Genomic DNA, 15916 nt, shown 5'->3' on the forward strand with positions numbered 1-15916 from the left:
ATTGCCAGTGCTGCGATGCATTGATCGCCACGCCCACCCGGCGGCGAGTTCTGAATTCTCCTGGCCGGACGTCATTTTGTATGTGCGGCCAGGAGGGCAGGCGGGTGAATATCCCTCATCCGTGTTGCGGAAGCCGCGCATTCGGCGGGTATGTCGGATGATCGCCGATATGCATTCACGAATATGCATGGCCCATCGCGCCGTCGACCGTTTACCAATTACCCCATTTTCGATTTTTCATCGTTGCCTCGGGGAATCTCCTGCGTAATATTCATCGGCATCAGCAAGGCTTCCGGGCTGTCGGTTAGGGCCCGGTGCGCCACGGCCCCCCACAGAAATTGGCCCTTAGATGAAGCTGAAGATCCGTCAAGCGGCAAACCGCCGTACTTTGTCAGGCATTCTGGCCTCGGCCCTTGCCACGACGGTTGCCGCAGCGATGGTCGTCATGACGTCTACGCAGGCGATGGCCATCGCGATCCCCGTACCTCTGGGCACTGCCGCGAGTTACTCGGTTCTGGCAGGCCAGGGAGTCACCAACACCGGCCCCACAGTGCTCAGCAACGACCTCGGGACGCACCCGAACCCGGCCATCACGGGCTTCCCGCCCGGGCTGGTGCTCGGTGCCGTGCATCCGGCGGACGCTCAGGCCGCACAGGCCAAGAGCGATCTGGTCGTGGCGTACAACCAGGCGGCCGGCCAGGCCCAGGACTTCGCGCTTCCGGCCGGAATCGGCGGAGGCCAGGAGCTGCTTCCGGGTGTCCACCGGGCCACCTCGGGTGTCGGACTCACCGGTGACCTGGTCCTGAACGCCGGCGGAAACCCCAATGCGGTCTGGGTGTTCCAGATCCCTGAAGCCCTGACGACGGCAACCAGCAGCCGGATCCTCCTCACGAACGGCGCTTCGCCGTGCAACGTGTACTGGCAGATCGGCAGTTCGGCGACCATCGGCACCACCACCACCTTCGTCGGCACGATCATGGCTCTCACCTCGATCTTCGTGAACGCAGGAGCGAACATCGAGGGCCGGGCCCTCGCCCGTAACGGCGAGGTGACGCTCAACAACAACAGGATCTTCCTCAGCGGGTGCTCGACCGGCACCACCACCGGCACCACCACCGGCACCACCACCGGTACGACCACCGGCACCACCACCGGTACGACCACCGGCACGACCACCGGTACGACCACCACAGGCACGACGACGGGTACCACCACGGGCACCACGACCGGTACGACCACCAGTGGCGGTCTGCTCAGTGGTGGTCTGGTCAGCGGAGGCCTGCTGGGCGGACCCGTCGTCGGCGTCGTCAGCGGCGGCACCTCGGGCAACATCGCGGGCAACACCTCCGGGAACACCGCGGGCAACTCGTCCGGGAACACCTCCGGGAACACCGCGGGCAACACCACCTCCGGAAACACGCAGGGCAACACCTCCGGCAACACCGCGGGCGGCAACGGCGGCCCCGTGGGCGGCCACGACGGCAACAACAAGCCGGGCCACGACAACAAGCCCGGCCACGGCCAGGACCACGGCGGCAAGCCGGGTCACGACAACAAGCCCGGCCACGGGCAGCACCACGGCGACAAGCCCGGTCACGGTGACCACGGCGACAAGCCCGGTCACGACGGCAAGCCCGGCGAGCACTACGGCTACGGCGACAAGCCGAACGGCCACGACGGTCCCAAGGGACACGAGGGCTAGTCGGAACACTGCAGTGAACCCTCACAAGGGATGACGGCGCACGGCGGAATCCTCAGCGAATCCGCCGTGCGCCGTCCGTGACATCCGCAGAAACGCAGGCTGTGCAGCCAGGCGTGAGCAGAAATTCGGCGCGGTCATAGAGCCGCTGGCGCCACTCGTTCCCGCCAGGCTCGGGAGCGGTGGTCAAAACGGGGTTCGGGCCGGTCTCGATGAGGTGCAGGAGCGTCCAGGCGACGCCGTAACAGTCGTCCGGGCCGAAGCAGGCGAGCAGCGCCCGCGCTTCGTCTCCGGTGACCGGCTTCAGGATCGCGCTGAGCTGCTGGCCGCGCCGGTCGATCTCTTCTTCACTCGCGTCCCCATCGGGGAGCGGGCCGTCGGCGACAAAAGCTTGGACTGAAGGTCTCACGTTCGAATCGTCGGTTGCTGACGGCCTCTTGCGCAAGACGCAGAGCGTCCAGTGCCTGACCATGCAGGATGAACTAGTGGAACCCGACCTGCCGACGGTGAACGTCCTGCTGTGGCATGCCGACGCCGTCGTCCTGTTCGACTGGTTGGTGAGTTGAGTACCGATCTCGACGCGGTCCCCATCACCCACCCCGCGCAGAAGCAGGCCCTGACGGACCTGCTGCCCCGGCTGGAGTTCGACGTCGATGCCGACATCGCCGGTTCGACGAGCGAGGAAGTCGCCGCCGCGCAGGCCGAGGTGGCCCGGGACATGGGCTGGTAGGACCGCTCCATCTGCCTGGCGGCAGGTCACGCAACGCGTGCCGCACGCAGACAGTCTTCTCGCTACCAGATGCCGTCGATGACTTCCTCGAAGGTCAGGTGCCACTGCGAGCCCTCGTCCTGGAAAGGCAGAGGATCGAACTCAGTGATCTCGGCACGGAGTGCGTCCACGCGTTGCTCCACGTCTTCGCCGTCACTGGCTTCCAGTTCCTGCTGGAGAATCCGGAACTTGGTCAGAGAGTGGACGAGCGATTCGACGTCACGGTGGAGCGCCGTGTGGACGAGCTGCGTCTCACCGTCGCCGAGGGCGTAAACCGTGCCCGTGTCCGGCGCGAGCGCGAGCACGGTGTCGGCGAACATGCCCAGCACCAGCCAGTCGTGGCACTCCTTGGGCACCGTCCCCCTGTCGCCGTACCACGCGGTGAGTTTGATGGAGTCCTCGGCGCGGAGGCCGGCTTTGGACATGAACCATTCGGTGTCCGGTAGGCCGATGCTGCTCAGCAAGCGCGCCGCGCGGTCGTTGAGCTGGTTGTGCGGGCCACTGCAGCGGGGGAAGTAGACGACACCCGTCAGCCCGAACGCGGAGCGCACTTCGTCCGGGGACACGGCGAAATTCATACTGAGAAACCTTTGCGTGCTGGGCCCCGTGCCGTTCTTGAGGGCGTCGTCGGCGGTCGAGCCGCGTTCGTCGGCCCGCGGTCGTGGTTGTGGCTCGCTCCGCAGATAGGTCCGTCGGGCCGGGCGGCCGTTCGGGGCCGATCTGGTGAGCGGGTTGGTGTTGGGCGTAACTGCCGGCGTTCATCTCTACGGGGTTCTTCGGATAGGCCCGGGCGCGGCGCGCCCTCAATCCGCGTCCACGTCCTCCTCCACCGGGGGCATGAACGCCCGTAGCCACCGTTCCGTCTGGGCAACGTGAGCCTGAGCCGCGCCCGCGGCTGCGACCGGGTCGTGGTCGGCGATGGCCGTTGCGAGGATCCGGTGGTCCTCGTCGCTCTTGCGGCGCAGTTCCGGCCCCTCGGGAAGGGTGAAGACCTGGTACTTGCGCGAGCGGGCGCGGAAGACCGACAGCAGGGACGCGAGCGTCGGGTTGCCTCCGATCCGGGCGATCTCCGCGTGGAAACGGTGGTCGAGCTCCGATGCCTCGGTGGGGTCGTCGGTGGCCTCCATCGTCTCGATGAGCGCGAAGAGGGCAGCCACCGTCTCCGGTGTGGACCGTGCGGCGGCCTGGGCGGCGACATGTGCCTCCAGAACCCGCCGGATCTCGTAGACCTCCAAGAGCCCGGTCAGCGGTAGCAGTTCGAGGGTCAGGGAGAGACTGCCGATGACGTCCTCAGGCCTGAGCTGGGAGACGTAGGTGCCGGACCCGTGCCGGGCTTCGATGACGCCAAGGGCGGCAAGCATCCGCACGGCCTCACGCAACGACCCGCGCGAAACGCCCAGTTCCTCGCAGAGATCGCCCTCGGGCGGAAGGCGCTCACCCGCGCCGAGGCGCCCGGTGCCGATCATGTGCCGTAGGCCGTGAAAGGCCCTGTCTACTGCGGACATCGGTCTCCTCCCCTGACGGGCCGGCTCCATGGCCGTGTCCCCGCTGCACTGTACCGAGGCGAGACATCAAATGACTTCTACACATCCGACAGATTCATCAGATGACTTGTCGTGCACCAACCCTTGAAGGCCCGATTCCGCCATGCCAGGATGCCGAGTCATCATACGTCTCTCGGACGGCGTCTGATGTCCCAGACGCGTCCACACCCGGCAGAAGTGGGGTCAAGTGAGCGAGACCGAGGTCACCACCGCGCCCAGCCCTCTCATGCTGGCCGACGGCCGACCCGCCGCCCTGGCGTGGTCGCTGGACCCCGAACTGCGGCATCTGAACCACGGTTCGTTCGGAGCGGTCCCGCTGGTGGCGCAGGAGCGGCAGCACCGGCTGCGTGCGGAGATGGAACGCTCACCCGTGGTGTGGTTCCCGGCGCTCCCCCAGCGGATCGCCACCACCCGCGTCGACCTCGCGGCCTTCCTCGGCACCGCCCCCGACCGCCTCGCTCTGGTGCCGAACGCGAGCGCCGGAGTGAGCGTCGTCTACGCCTCCCTGACGCACCGCCACCACGGGGAGATCGTCGTCACCGATCACGGGTACGGAGCCGTCACCATGGGCGCGGAACGGCTCGCGCGGCGTTGGGGCGGCCGGGTCCGCACCGCCCGAGTGCCGCTGAACGCCGGCGAGCAGCAGGCCTACGAGGCGGTTGCGGCGGAGCTGAGCGAGGACACCGCCCTGGTCGTGGTGGACCAGATCACCTCACCGACGGCGCGCAGAATGCCGGTGGACCTGATCGGCGCGGAGGCACACCGGCGCGGCATCCCGTTCCTCGTCGACGCCGCGCACGCACCCGGTCTGATCGCCGCCCCACTCACCGGCGTCCAGGCCGACTTCTGGGTCGGCAACCTTCACAAGTGGGGCTGCGCCCCGCGCGGCACAGCGGCGCTGGTCGCCCAGGGCCCGTTGAGTGAGCAGCTCTTCCCGCTGATCGACTCCTGGGGGGCGGCCGATCCCTATCCCGACCGCTTCGACCAGCAGGGCACGGTGGACGCCACCGCCTATCTCGCGGCACACACGGCCCTCAACTTCATCGAGCAGACCTGGGGCTGGGACACAGCACGCCGCTACATGGACGATCTGGCGTCCTACGCCGAGCAGATCATCGCTGCCGCGTTCGCCGAGGTGACCGGTTCGGACGAACCCGTGGACGTCGGTATGCCCGTGCCGGGCATGCGGCTGGTGCGGCTGCCCGCCGCACTGGGCGCGAGCCGCGTCGAGGCCGACGCGCTGCGCGACCGGGTCGCCGAAGAACTGGGCGTGGAGGCGGCCTTCACCAGCTTCGACGGCGTCGGATACCTGCGCCTGTCCGCCCACGTCTACAACACCGCTGCCGATTACGAGTACTTCGCCGAGGCCTGTGTGCCCATTCTCGGCGAGTGGGCCAGGACGGCCCGCGCATCACACGTCGCGCCGTAGCGGCGCCCGCACGCCCCTTCTCCCCTCCCCGAACGAGGTCGCACCATGAGAAAGACGACGACAGTCCTCGCCATCGGCACCGCCGCCGCGATGATCCTGACGGGCTGTTCCACGATGAGTCCCACAGCAGGCGGGACCGTCACCCTCAACATGGTCGAGAGCCTGACCAACCCCGCCCGCACCGACCTGCTCAAGGACCTCATAGCCGACTTCGAGCAGAAGAACCCCAAGATCAAGGTCAACCTGGTCTCGCCACCCACCGAGCAGGCCGACCAGAAGATCCAGCAGATGCTCCAGTCCGGCAGCGGGGTGGACACCCTCGAGGTGCGAGACATCACCGTCGGCCCCTGGTCGAACAATGGCTGGCTGTACGACATGAAGAAGGACCTGGACGGCTGGAAAGGCTGGCAGGCCATGACGGAGAACACCGTCAAGGCCTCCAAGGACGCCAAGGGCCGGACCTACTTCGTCCCCTACGGCTTCTACGGCCTGAGCCTCTTCTACCGCACCGACCTGGTCAAGAAGGCCGGCTTCGACAAGCCGCCCGCCACCTGGGATGACCTGCTGAAGCAGGCCTCCGCCCTCCACGACCCGTCCGAGCGCCGGTACGGCTACGCCTTCCGGGGCGGCGCGAACGCCAACGGAAACGCCTCCGCGATCATCGAGGCGTACGTCGCCGACGACGTCGACCCCGCGAACGGCTACCGGTTGAAGAACGGCGGCACGATCTTCTCCGCACCCGGCGCGCTCGACGCCATGGAGACCTACCTCGAGCTCTTCCGGAGCGCGTCGCCGAAGTCGTCCGTCTCGTGGGGCTACCCCGAGATGGTCCAGGGCTTCTCGAACGGCTCCACGGCTTTCCTGCTCCAGGATCCCGAAGTGATCGCCACCGTCTCGGAGTCCAAATCCATCTCGGCCGACCAGTGGAGCACCGCGCCCCTGGTGGCCGGTCCGAGCGGCAAGACCGTCCAGCCGCTGGCCACCGCCGGATGGGGTGTCGCCAAGGGCAGCAAGCACAAGGCCGAGGCCGTCAAGCTGGTCGAATTCCTGTCCCAGAGCGAGGCGTCGGCGAAGTTCACCAAGGCGAACAGCCTGGTGCCGATCCTGAAGTCGGCGACCGAGGACCCCTTCTACAAGACCGGCCCCTGGGCCAGCTACGTCACCATGACGGAGAACCCGGGCAAGTACCTGGTGGTCACTCAGCCGCGCGGCGTCGCCTGGTGGACCGAGTGGCAGCAGAGGGCCGACACCGACATCCAGAAGATGGTCCTCGGCAAGCTGACACCCCAGAAGCTCCTGGCCGGCTGGGACACCTACTGGACCGAGAAGTGGAAGCAGCAGTGACCACCGCCTCCACGACGAAGACAAAGCCGGGGCGCACCTCCCGCAAAGGCGGCGCCGCACCCCCCGCGGCGCCCCGCCGGGGCCGCAGAACGGAGTTCACCACCCGCCGCGGACTGCTCATCGCCGCGTTCATGGCCCCGGCCGCCGTCTTCGTCGCCGTCTTCACCTACTACCCGGTGCTCGCGGGCGGCCAGATGGCCTTCCGCAACTGGAAGCTGACGGACCTCACCGACACCTCCTGGGTTGGCCTGAAGAACCTGCGGGATGTCTTCGCCGACCCCGCCTGGGGCACCGTGCTCGGCAACACAGCCCTGTGGGTGGGCGGTTCGATCGTGCCCCAGCTGGTGATCGGCTTCGCGCTCGCCCTGTGGCTGCGCCGTCACTTCCGGTTCCGCGGTCTCTACCAGGCACTGATCTTCTTTCCCTGGGCGATCTCCGGGTTCCTCATCGGCATCCTCTTCCGCTGGATGTTCAACAGCGAGTTCGGTGTCGTCAACGACCTGCTCCAGAAGGCAGGACTGATCGACGAACCGATCGCATGGCTGTCCGATCCCGACACGGCGATGACCGCCGTGCTGATCGCCAATGTCTGGTACGGCGTCACCTTCTTCGCGATCATGATTCTGGCCGCGTTGCAGTCGATCCCCGACGAGCTCTACGAAGCGGCGGCCCTGGACGGCGCCGGCAAGGCGCGCACCCTGTTCCAGATCACGATTCCCTACATCAGGACCACGCTGGCGCTCACCGTCCTGCTGCGGATCATCTGGATCTTCAACTTCCCGGACCTGATCTTCGGTATGACAGGCGGCGGCCCCAACGACGAGACGCACATCGTGACCACCTGGATGATCAAGATCACGCAGCAGGGCGACTACGGCAAAGCCTCCGCGCTGGGACTGATCGTGGTGGCCGGGCTGCTGCTGTTCGCGACGTTCTACCTGCTGGCCACACGTGAGAAGCGCGAGGTGAAGTCATGATCGGCAAGGAGACACCGGCCGGCCGGGCCGTCAAGGTCGCCTTCCTGGGAGTGTGGCTGCTGTTCACCGTGTTCCCTCTGTACTGGATCACGGTCACCTCGCTCAAGGCACCGGGCGACATCTTCGCGTTTCCGATCGCCTACTGGCCCGAGCACTTCTCGCTGCAGAACTACAGCGAGCTGTTTGGCACGGCCGACTTCGGCACGTACCTCACCAACAGCCTCGTGGTCGCCACCGTCGCCGGCGTGGTGGCCACTGTGATCTCGATGCTGTCCGCGTACGTGCTGGCGCGCTTCGAGTTCCGCACGAAGACCGCCCTGCTGATGGCCGCGCTCGTCACCCAGATGATCCCCTCCTTCATCGCACTCGGGCCGCTGTACCTGCTCATGACGGACCTCAGGCTGGTGGACAACCGGCTCGGGCTCGCCCTCGTGTACATCGCCGTGTGCATCCCGTTCTGCACGGTGATGCTCCGGGGGTTCTTCGAGAACATCCCGGACGCGCTCGAGGAAGCCGCCATGATCGATGGCCTGTCTCGGTTCGGGGCGCTGTTCCGGGTACTGCTGCCGGTGATGCGTCCGGGAATCGTGGCCGCGTTCATCTTCAACTTCGTCAACTGCTGGAACGAGTTGTTCCTGTCGGTGACTCTCATGAACAGCGATGCCAACAAGACCGTCCCGACCGCGCTGAACGGATTCATCTCCAGCTTCAACATCGACTGGGGGTCGATGTCGGCGGCGGCCGTGCTCACCATCCTGCCCACGATGGTCCTTTTCGCCTTCGCCAGCCGCCACATCGTCCAGGGGCTCACTTCCGGCGCCGTCAAGGGATGACCGGAGCATGTGATCGCTGAACTCGTCGCGGAGACCGGTCTGTTGTGCGCCGGCGGCGCCGGGCCGTGCTCAGGTCCCGCCCTCGGCGCCGGGTGGTCGGAGCCGGTGCGCAGCACAAGCTCCGACCGCCCGGGCTCGCCGCCGGCGTCGACGGTTCGGGCGGGGACCGCCGGCGGCGGCGGACACGTTCATGACCGCGATGTCAGGCCGGCAGTCATCAGGCGTTCGGTCTCCGCCATATAGGCCTCGGACGCTTCGCGGGCGGCCTGGGTGTCGCGCGCACACACGGCCTCCGCGAGAGGCTCCAGCCGTGCCGCAGCCACCTTCGCGTCCCGGAAGGGCTCCGAGAGAGCAGCTCGCAACGGCAGGTACGCGTTGAGCAGCGTGTTGGTCAGCAGGGTGTAGACCCGGTTGCGGGAAGCCACCGCCAGCAGGCGATGGAACTCGGCGTCGGCGAGCTGCGCGTCGTCCACGGACTGCGCCTCACCGACCGCCTTCACCTGCCGGCGCAGATCCGCGTGATCCTCCGGGGAGGACTCCGCCGCCGCCCGGACCGCGATCAGCGCACCCACGCTCTGCCGGACCTCGAAGACCTCGGCCAGCCATGCCGGATACGCGACGACGAGGGCCGGAAGCAGATCCGCACTTCCCAGCCGGTGAAAGTCCCGGACACGCGTGCCCACACCGTGGCGGGTCTCCACGAGACCGACCTGGACGAGTCGTACGAACGCATGCTTGAGCGTGTTCCGGTTCACGCCGTACCGGGCGGCCAGTTCGCGTTCCGGAGGAAGGAGGGTGCCCACGGCGTACCGGCCTCCGAGTATGTCCTCCTGCAGACGTCGCTCGAGCTGGTCGACCGCGGATTCCCGGGAGATCGGTTCCACTGACACCTCTGTCCTCATTCCTTCGTCCCACCGGATTCCTTCGTCCCACCGGTCGGCCACGATTCCCCGGTGGCTCGGACGGTACGCCACTGATCTTCTCAGCACGACCTGTGGAGACGTCCAGCGCCATGGGTCCCGGCCCTACCGAGACAGGGGTACCGGTTGCTTGCGATCGAGAGGCACTTCGTCCGGCTCGTCCACCGCAAACACCTTCGCCTTCGTGACGCTCAGGGAGGGTTCCGCACCCTGGTCATCCAACTCGCCTGCGGGAGACGCCGGTTGAGCAGAGATCGCACCTGATGCTCAAACGATCAACAAACTCTGCGGCACCGCGTCCTCGCGTCCGCAATCTTGACGGTTCACGCACATGTGTGAATGACTGGAATCGACCATCCAGTGGCTGGACCACTGAGCCACCATGGTGCAGAGGAGCTGATCATGTCCTTGTGCTCGAGCCTCCACCTGGCAGCGGACACACGGGGACACCTCGCGGCGACCCGGCCCTGGCGTGCGCCCGCTCTCAAGTCGATCGCCTTCCGCTACGCGATCGGCTGGATCTAGCCCCTTACCCGGCTTCCAGACCCGGCCCCTTCCCGCCACCGACCGCCGCAGCGGTCTCCGCGCCACACGCCCGGGTCGAACGCTGAGAATCCTGGTTCTCCGTACCCAGCGCCGCTCTGTGCACAACCGCTCGCCACCCCTCACGCACGCCGGACGGCACGCGACACGCACCTCACCCGTCGCGCACCCATGCCGCTCCCTGGAGAAGCACATGACCACAACCCCCCTCGCACCGCCGTGGCCGCTCATCGGCAGGACGGTCGAACTGGCAGGCGCCACAGACCTCCTGACCGCTCCAGGCAGTCGCGGCGTCATCATCCGCGGCCCGGCCGGCGCCGGGGCCACCCGACTCGGACACCCGGTCATCCGGGCCGCAGCGACCCACGCCTCACGTTCCGTGGCGCTCGGTGCGCTGGCTCCGTTGCTCTCTCCGGGCCCGCACGGCCGCCTCACACTCCGCACCGACCGGCCCCGGACGGCCGAAGGCCGTGGGCGGCGCCCGCCGGTGCTCCTCCTGGACGACATTCACCTGCTGGACGACGAGTCGGCCGGACTTCTCCAACCGCTCCTTGCAGCAGGCGAGTTCCTGCTCATCGCCACGGCCGCACCGGAGTGCCGCCAGGAGTCCGCGAGCGCCCGCCTCGCCGGGGACCTGAACCTCGTACCTCTCGAACCGCTCTCCTGGACCGACGTGCAGACCCTGATCGAACGCGTCCTCGACGGTCCGGTGGAGCGGCGCACCGCACGACAGCTCCATCGCGTCAGCGGAGGAAGGCCCCTCTACCTCAGGGAACTTGTCAGCGGAGCCCTGAACGGGGGGCAGTTGGTACGCGAGACCGGGCTGTGGCGGATCACCACCCCGCTCGCTCCGCCGCCGCGCCTCGTGGAACTCGTTCGGTTCCGCCTGGCGACACTCTCACCACCGAGCCACGCCGTGCTGGAGCATCTCTCCCTGTGCGGACCGGATCGGCCGGCGCTCTTCCCGCCGGACGTGCTCGAAACGCTACGAGAAGCCGGACTGCTGCGCATTCAGGGGGAAGGTCCGCAGGCGCTCGCCGAATTGACCGATCCGCTCCACGGCGAAGTGCTGCGAACCACCGCCACGTTGCACCGGAAGCGCAGGATGCTGCTGGCGCGAGCCGAGCTGGCCGCTGTCCCCAGCGGCAACGGTCCGACCGGAGCGGAGCTGCTGCGGTCGACGCTCTGGCGACTCGACGCCGCGGTCGAGGTCCCCCCGGAAGACCTCCTGCAAGCAGTCGAACTCGCCCGCGACGCACACGACTTCCGTGCCGCGCTGCGCCTCGCCACTGCCCTGGTCGACGTCCGTCCCGACGCCCAGTCGTACCTGCTGCTCGGGGAGTTCCAGCACGCATGCGGCTGCCCCGAGCAGGCGGAGGACGCGTTGGGGCGCGCGCTGGAGCTGGCCACCACACCCGACGAACGACTGCTCGGCGTGGTGCTGCGCACCCAGAATCTGGCCCAGGGCCTCCTGCGGATCGGCGAGGCGTTCGCCATCAACCAGCTGGAACTCGGTGGTACGCCCCACGGCGACAGCGCCGCCGTGCTCAAGGCCAACGAAGCAGCCCTGTGGACCCTTGTCGGAGACATCGGCAAGGCCCGCGCTCTGTTGAAGGAGGCGGCGGCGGACGGGAGTCGGCGGACCGCGCTGATGGCCGCCGTTCCCAGCGTCTACTGCCTGTCCGAGTCCGGGCACCCGGACGACGCCCTGGCCGCCGCGGATCAGCACGCCGAACGACCCGAGTGCGCCCGCGCGGCCAGCGTGGCACACCCCGCCATGCTGCGCAGCGCGCGGGCCCGGACGCTCGCGGAGGCCGGGCGGCTCGGCGAGGCGGAGGACCTGGCCCACCGTGCATACGACCATGCGGTGGACACGCGGGCGGGGACCGCCCAGATCCGTGCCGCCACGGACCTCGCCTGGATCGCCTACCTCCAGGGCGACATGGCGCGGGCCCGGTACTGGTTCGCCTCGGTCGTCTCCACCTCACGGGACCAGGGCTTCCTGTCCGGTCTCTGGTGGGGGCAGGCAGGGCGGGCTCTCGTCTGCGCTGTGACCGGTGACCGGGCGTCTTCGGACGACGCCTGGGCCGAGGCCGACCGGATGCTCCCCGACCACGACCGACGTCCCGAATGCCGGCTCGTCGAAGGCTGGCGGGCCGCTGCCCTGGGACGCTACGGCGATGCGCGCGCCCTGCTGAGCGACGGTGCGCGGACAGCACTTCGGACCGGGCTGGTGGCCCTCGCGTCCCATCTCCTCTACGACGTCGCCCGCTTGGGTGACGCCCACGGCGTCCACCCGCAGCTGACCGAACTCGCGATCCGCTGCCCGAACCCCCTGATCGCCCTCCGGGCCCGTACGGCCGGGGCGCTGGCCGCGCACGCCGGCGCCGAGCTGGAGCGGTGTGCCGAAGAGGCGGACGTCATGGGCGCGCGGCTGATGGCGGCCGAGACATGGACGGCAGCAGCCGGGGCCCACAGCCGCAACGGATCACAGCGAACGGCGGCGTCCTGCCGAGCACGGGCGGAGCGGCTCGCACCCCTGTGCGGGGCCCGTACACCTGGGCTGGCACCGCAGGGTGTCCGGGACAATCTGACCGACCGGGAGATGGAGATCGCGCTGCTGGCGGCGGGGGGCCTGGGCAACGCCCAGATCGCGGACCAACTCGCCCTGTCGGTGCGCACGGTGGGAAATCACCTGCACCGTGTCTACGCGAAGGTCGGCGTTCGCGATCGCCGGGTGCTCGGTCAGGCACTGTGCCCCGAACCCGTGCCCCACGAGAAGCGCATGGACGGTCCGCGGGACCGGAGGAGGCAGCCTGTCGAACGGCGTCGGCCGCCCACCGGACGAGGGTATGAGTAGGCACGACTCATGCGCGATGGGCGATCAGACGTCCATGCTGGCAGTGGTCTCCCGGCCGCATCGTCAGCTACTCCGGACCGTGTGTCCGGACGATAGGGAGTAGTGCGTGAAGTCCAACCGGTTCTCTGCCCTTCCCCTCGGGCGGCCGGATTTCCCGTCCGGCCCCTCCTCGGAACCGGCATCGCCCGTGCGCCGGCGGTGGCCCTTCACCGCCCGGCAGGCCGAACTCGACGCCTTCGCCGCCTGTCTGGAGAGTCCTGCCACCACCGCTGTGCTCATTCACGGCGAGGCAGGAGTGGGAAAGAGCCGCATCGCCGAGGAGTGTCTGACTCTGGCCGCGCAAAACGGCCACCGGGTCGAGCGGGCCGTCGCCACCGCCTCGGCGGCCACCTTGCCGCTCGGGGCGCTGGCACACCTGCTGCCTTCCGACGCCGTCTCGGACGACGCCGTCACCGCGTTCCACGCCGCGGCAAGGACCTTCGGACTGCACCCGGGGCGCAACGACGGCTCGCAGAGAGCCGCCCGGCGGGCCGTGCTCCTTGTCGACGACCTGCATCTGCTCGACAGCGCATCGGCCGTCCTGCTCGGCCATCTGCTGTGGGCCCGGGCAGTCTTCCTGATCGCCACGGTCCGTGACGGCGCACCGCCGTCCGACGCGGTCGAATCGATCGACCGCAGCGACTCCACCCGCCGTATCGCCGTGCACCCCTTCACCCGCGTACAGGTCCGGAACCTCCTGCGCCGCTGCCTCAGGCACCCGATCGAGCACGCCGCTCTCGAGACCCTGGTGAGCTCGTCCCGGGGGAACGCACTCTTTCTCTACGAGCTGGTCAGCGGAGCTGTCGGCGACGGCACCCTGGCACTCGGCGACGGCCTGTGGCATCTCACCGGCCGGCCCGGCGGGACGAAGCGCCTGTCGTCGATCATCCGTCGGCGCCTGGAAGGACTGTCCGGTCCTCGCGAGGACATCATGGAGCTGGTGGCGCTCTGCGAGCCGGTCCCCCTGGCCTCACTGCGCTCGGTGGGCACCGATCCCGGGGACGTCGAATGGCTGGAGAGGCATGGGCTGATCCAGATCCATGCGACAGGCAGACGGACGTACTGCACGCTGGTCCACCCGTTGTACGGCGATGTGCTGCGCCGGCGCATCCCACCGGGGCGGCGCCGGGCCATCTACACCGCGCAGGTGGAGACCCTGCGATCCCACGGAGTACGCCGCCGCGAGGACGCGTTGAGGCTGGCGTCCTGGCAGTTGGCCGCGGGGCTCCCGGTCGACCCCGAGTTGCTGATGTCCGCCGCTGCCATGGCTCGCCACGTACGCGACTTCCCCACCGTGCTCGAGCTTCTCTCGGGCCCGTCCCAGGTCGCGGAGTCCGACGGCGCGTCGGCTCCGTTCAGCGTATGGCTCATGCGAGGGGAGGCCTACCACCACACCGGTGACTGGGAGCGGGCCGAGCACTGTCTGGCCAGGGCGCAGGAAAAGGCGGTCGGGGACACGGAGTTGCTGACCGCGGTCATGGAACGCACCCAGAACCTCTTCTGGGGCTTCGGCGACGCACGGCGCACCCTCGAGGTGAACACGTCCGCCGGTGCCGGACTCGGCCCGGGCGCTCGCCGGGTGCTGCGGATCAACGAGGCCGGCTATCTCATGTACTGCGGCGACATACGCCGAGTACTGCCGCTGCTCGATGACGCCGAACAAATACAGGTCCCACGGCTGCGGATGTGGGGCCAGTTGCAGAAGTCCCTCGCCCTCGCGTATCTGGGGCGGACCCGCGAAGCAGTGGAGCTGAGCAGGCGGGTCCACGAGGAGATGACGGACGCCGCGGGTGAGGGCGGACGGTCCGACCCGTCCGCGCACTGCAGCGGCCCCGCCATCTACCGCGTGGTCGCGCTCACCGAGGCGGGCCGCCCGGACGAGGCACGGGCTGTGGGCGAAGAGGCCTACACCGGCGCGGTGGGAGCCCAGGCGGTGTATCTCCAGGCCTGGATCGCTGCCCACCTGGGGCGGTGCGAGCTGATGGCCGGGCGGCTGGAGCGGGCTCGCGACTGGTACGGCGAGGCCATTTCGCTCGCCAGGGCGAACAACTACCCCCGACCGCTGGTGATCAGTTGTGCCGGAATGGCCGTGGTGCACGCGCAGTCGGGGTCGGCCGCGGACGCGCGGGCGATGTTCGACACCATCGGCCGGGCACCGGCGGACCAGCAGCAGTCGGCGCAATTCTCCATAGAGCTGGCCGCTGCCTGGGGCGCGGCGGCGGCCGGGGACCTCGCACGCGCCAGGAGGCTGCTGACGGACGCGGCGAGGCAGGCCGGTGAAGTGGGCATGTACGCCTACGAAGGCTGGCTGCTCAGCGATGTCGCCCGGCTGGGGGGAGCGGCCGGGGTCCACGAGCGCCTGAGCGAACTGGGCCGGATCAGCGACAGCGCCCTGGCGCGAGCGCGGGCGGCCGCCGCCGCGGCCCATGTGGTGGGTTCGGCGCAGTCGTTGCGCGACGCGGCGGAGCTCTGCCGGTCGGCCGGCGCGGACCTGCTGGCCGCCGAGACCGCGCGCGAGGCGTCGCGAGCCGCTGAACGGGAGGGAGACACCCGCTCGGCCGCGGCGGCGGCGATCCTGGCCGGGCAGTCGCTCGCTCGGTGCGGCGGTGCACGGACCCCGGCGCTCGGCGTCGGCGTGGTCCGCCCGCTGACGCGCCGGGAGTCCGAGATCGCCGCGCTGGCGGCGGAGGGCCTCGCCAGTCAGGAGATCGCGAGCCGGCTGATGGTCTCGATCCGGACGGTCGACAACCATCTGCTGCACGCGTACACGAAGCTCGGGATCGATTCGCGTACCCAACTGCGCGTCGCGCTGGCAGCCCTCGCCGAGGTCGATGTCTCTCCCGGTGGCTCCGGGTCGTCCATGGATTCCCCTCACCGCTCCTGCGAATGACGAGGACGTACCCGGCCCGGGACCGCGGCGGGGGGCCGCCGCGGAGCCCGGGCCGCACGCCACCGTCTC

13 protein-coding genes are annotated in these 15916 nt (G+C 68.8%); 9 read left to right on the top strand and 4 right to left on the bottom strand.

Going from position 1 to position 15916, the window contains the following annotated elements; all coding sequences use genetic code 11:
- The first annotated feature begins 349 nt into the window (after positions 1-349).
- Positions 350-1702 (top strand): ice-binding family protein, encoded by a 1353-nt coding sequence (locus tag RPQ07_RS01400; protein WP_413777688.1) that lies wholly within the window; start codon positions 350-352, stop codon positions 1700-1702.
- 52 nt (positions 1703-1754) lie between these two features.
- Here RPQ07_RS01400 and RPQ07_RS01405 read toward each other — a convergent pair whose 3' ends face one another.
- Complete coding sequence (locus RPQ07_RS01405) at positions 1755-2108, bottom strand: hypothetical protein (RefSeq protein ID WP_313942110.1); 354 nt, start codon at positions 2106-2108, stop codon at positions 1755-1757.
- A 153-nt stretch (positions 2109-2261) separates the two neighbouring features.
- Here RPQ07_RS01405 and RPQ07_RS01410 point away from each other — a divergent pair, with 153 nt between their 5' ends.
- On the top strand, positions 2262-2429 hold the full coding sequence (locus RPQ07_RS01410) for a hypothetical protein (protein ID WP_313942111.1): 168 nt from the start codon (positions 2262-2264) through the stop codon (positions 2427-2429).
- A 62-nt stretch (positions 2430-2491) separates the two neighbouring features.
- Here the strand turns inward: RPQ07_RS01410 and RPQ07_RS01415 are convergent, their stop codons facing one another.
- Both RPQ07_RS01415 and RPQ07_RS01420 read right to left on the bottom strand, forming a co-directional pair.
- Positions 2492-3046 carry an SUKH-4 family immunity protein gene (locus tag RPQ07_RS01415; RefSeq protein WP_313942112.1) on the bottom strand — a complete coding sequence of 185 codons (555 nt, stop codon included), beginning with the start codon at positions 3044-3046 and terminating at the stop codon, positions 2492-2494.
- Positions 3047-3271: 225 nt separating this feature from the next.
- Positions 3272-3973, bottom strand: coding sequence for a FadR/GntR family transcriptional regulator (locus RPQ07_RS01420; RefSeq protein WP_313942113.1), 702 nt, complete (start codon positions 3971-3973; stop codon positions 3272-3274).
- A gap of 226 nt (positions 3974-4199) precedes the next feature.
- Here RPQ07_RS01420 and RPQ07_RS01425 point away from each other — a divergent pair, with 226 nt between their 5' ends.
- The 4 genes from RPQ07_RS01425 to RPQ07_RS01440 are packed head-to-tail and all read left to right on the top strand — an operon-like array spanning position 4200 to position 8595.
- Positions 4200-5441, top strand: a complete 1242-nt coding sequence (locus RPQ07_RS01425; protein ID WP_313942114.1) for an aminotransferase class V-fold PLP-dependent enzyme — start codon at positions 4200-4202, stop codon at positions 5439-5441.
- A gap of 45 nt (positions 5442-5486) precedes the next feature.
- Positions 5487-6785, top strand: a complete 1299-nt coding sequence (locus RPQ07_RS01430; protein ID WP_313942116.1) for a sugar ABC transporter substrate-binding protein — start codon at positions 5487-5489, stop codon at positions 6783-6785.
- Positions 6770-7762: a sugar ABC transporter permease gene (locus RPQ07_RS01435; RefSeq protein ID WP_313942117.1), complete on the top strand. Its 993-nt coding sequence runs from the start codon at positions 6770-6772 to the stop codon at positions 7760-7762. Before RPQ07_RS01430 ends, RPQ07_RS01435 begins: the two co-directional genes overlap by 16 nt.
- On the top strand, positions 7759-8595 hold the full coding sequence (locus RPQ07_RS01440; protein WP_313942118.1) for a carbohydrate ABC transporter permease: 837 nt from the start codon (positions 7759-7761) through the stop codon (positions 8593-8595). Before RPQ07_RS01435 ends, RPQ07_RS01440 begins: the two co-directional genes overlap by 4 nt.
- Before the next feature lie 188 nt (positions 8596-8783).
- On the opposite strand, the gene RPQ07_RS01445 is transcribed toward RPQ07_RS01440, so the two are convergent.
- Entirely contained in the window at positions 8784-9485 is a 702-nt protein-coding gene (locus RPQ07_RS01445; RefSeq protein WP_313942119.1) for a FadR/GntR family transcriptional regulator, read from the bottom strand.
- Between the two features lie 432 nt (positions 9486-9917).
- Between RPQ07_RS01445 and RPQ07_RS01450 the strand changes: the two genes are divergently transcribed.
- From RPQ07_RS01450 to RPQ07_RS01460, 3 genes are all read left to right on the top strand, one after another.
- Positions 9918-10040, top strand: a complete 123-nt coding sequence (locus RPQ07_RS01450; protein WP_313942120.1) for a hypothetical protein — start codon at positions 9918-9920, stop codon at positions 10038-10040.
- Between the two features lie 211 nt (positions 10041-10251).
- Positions 10252-12918, top strand: coding sequence for a helix-turn-helix transcriptional regulator (locus RPQ07_RS01455; RefSeq protein WP_313942121.1), 2667 nt, complete (start codon positions 10252-10254; stop codon positions 12916-12918).
- Positions 12919-13024: 106 nt separating this feature from the next.
- The gene (locus RPQ07_RS01460) at positions 13025-15847 is read left to right on the top strand and encodes a helix-turn-helix transcriptional regulator (RefSeq protein ID WP_313942122.1); all 2823 of its coding nucleotides are present in this window, start codon (positions 13025-13027) and stop codon (positions 15845-15847) included.
- The last annotated feature ends 69 nt before the right edge of the window (positions 15848-15916 follow it).

The sequence above is a fragment of the Streptomyces sp. AM8-1-1 genome (assembly GCF_032229325.1).
In the GTDB taxonomy this organism is placed as follows: domain Bacteria; phylum Actinomycetota; class Actinomycetes; order Streptomycetales; family Streptomycetaceae; genus Streptomyces; species Streptomyces achmelvichensis.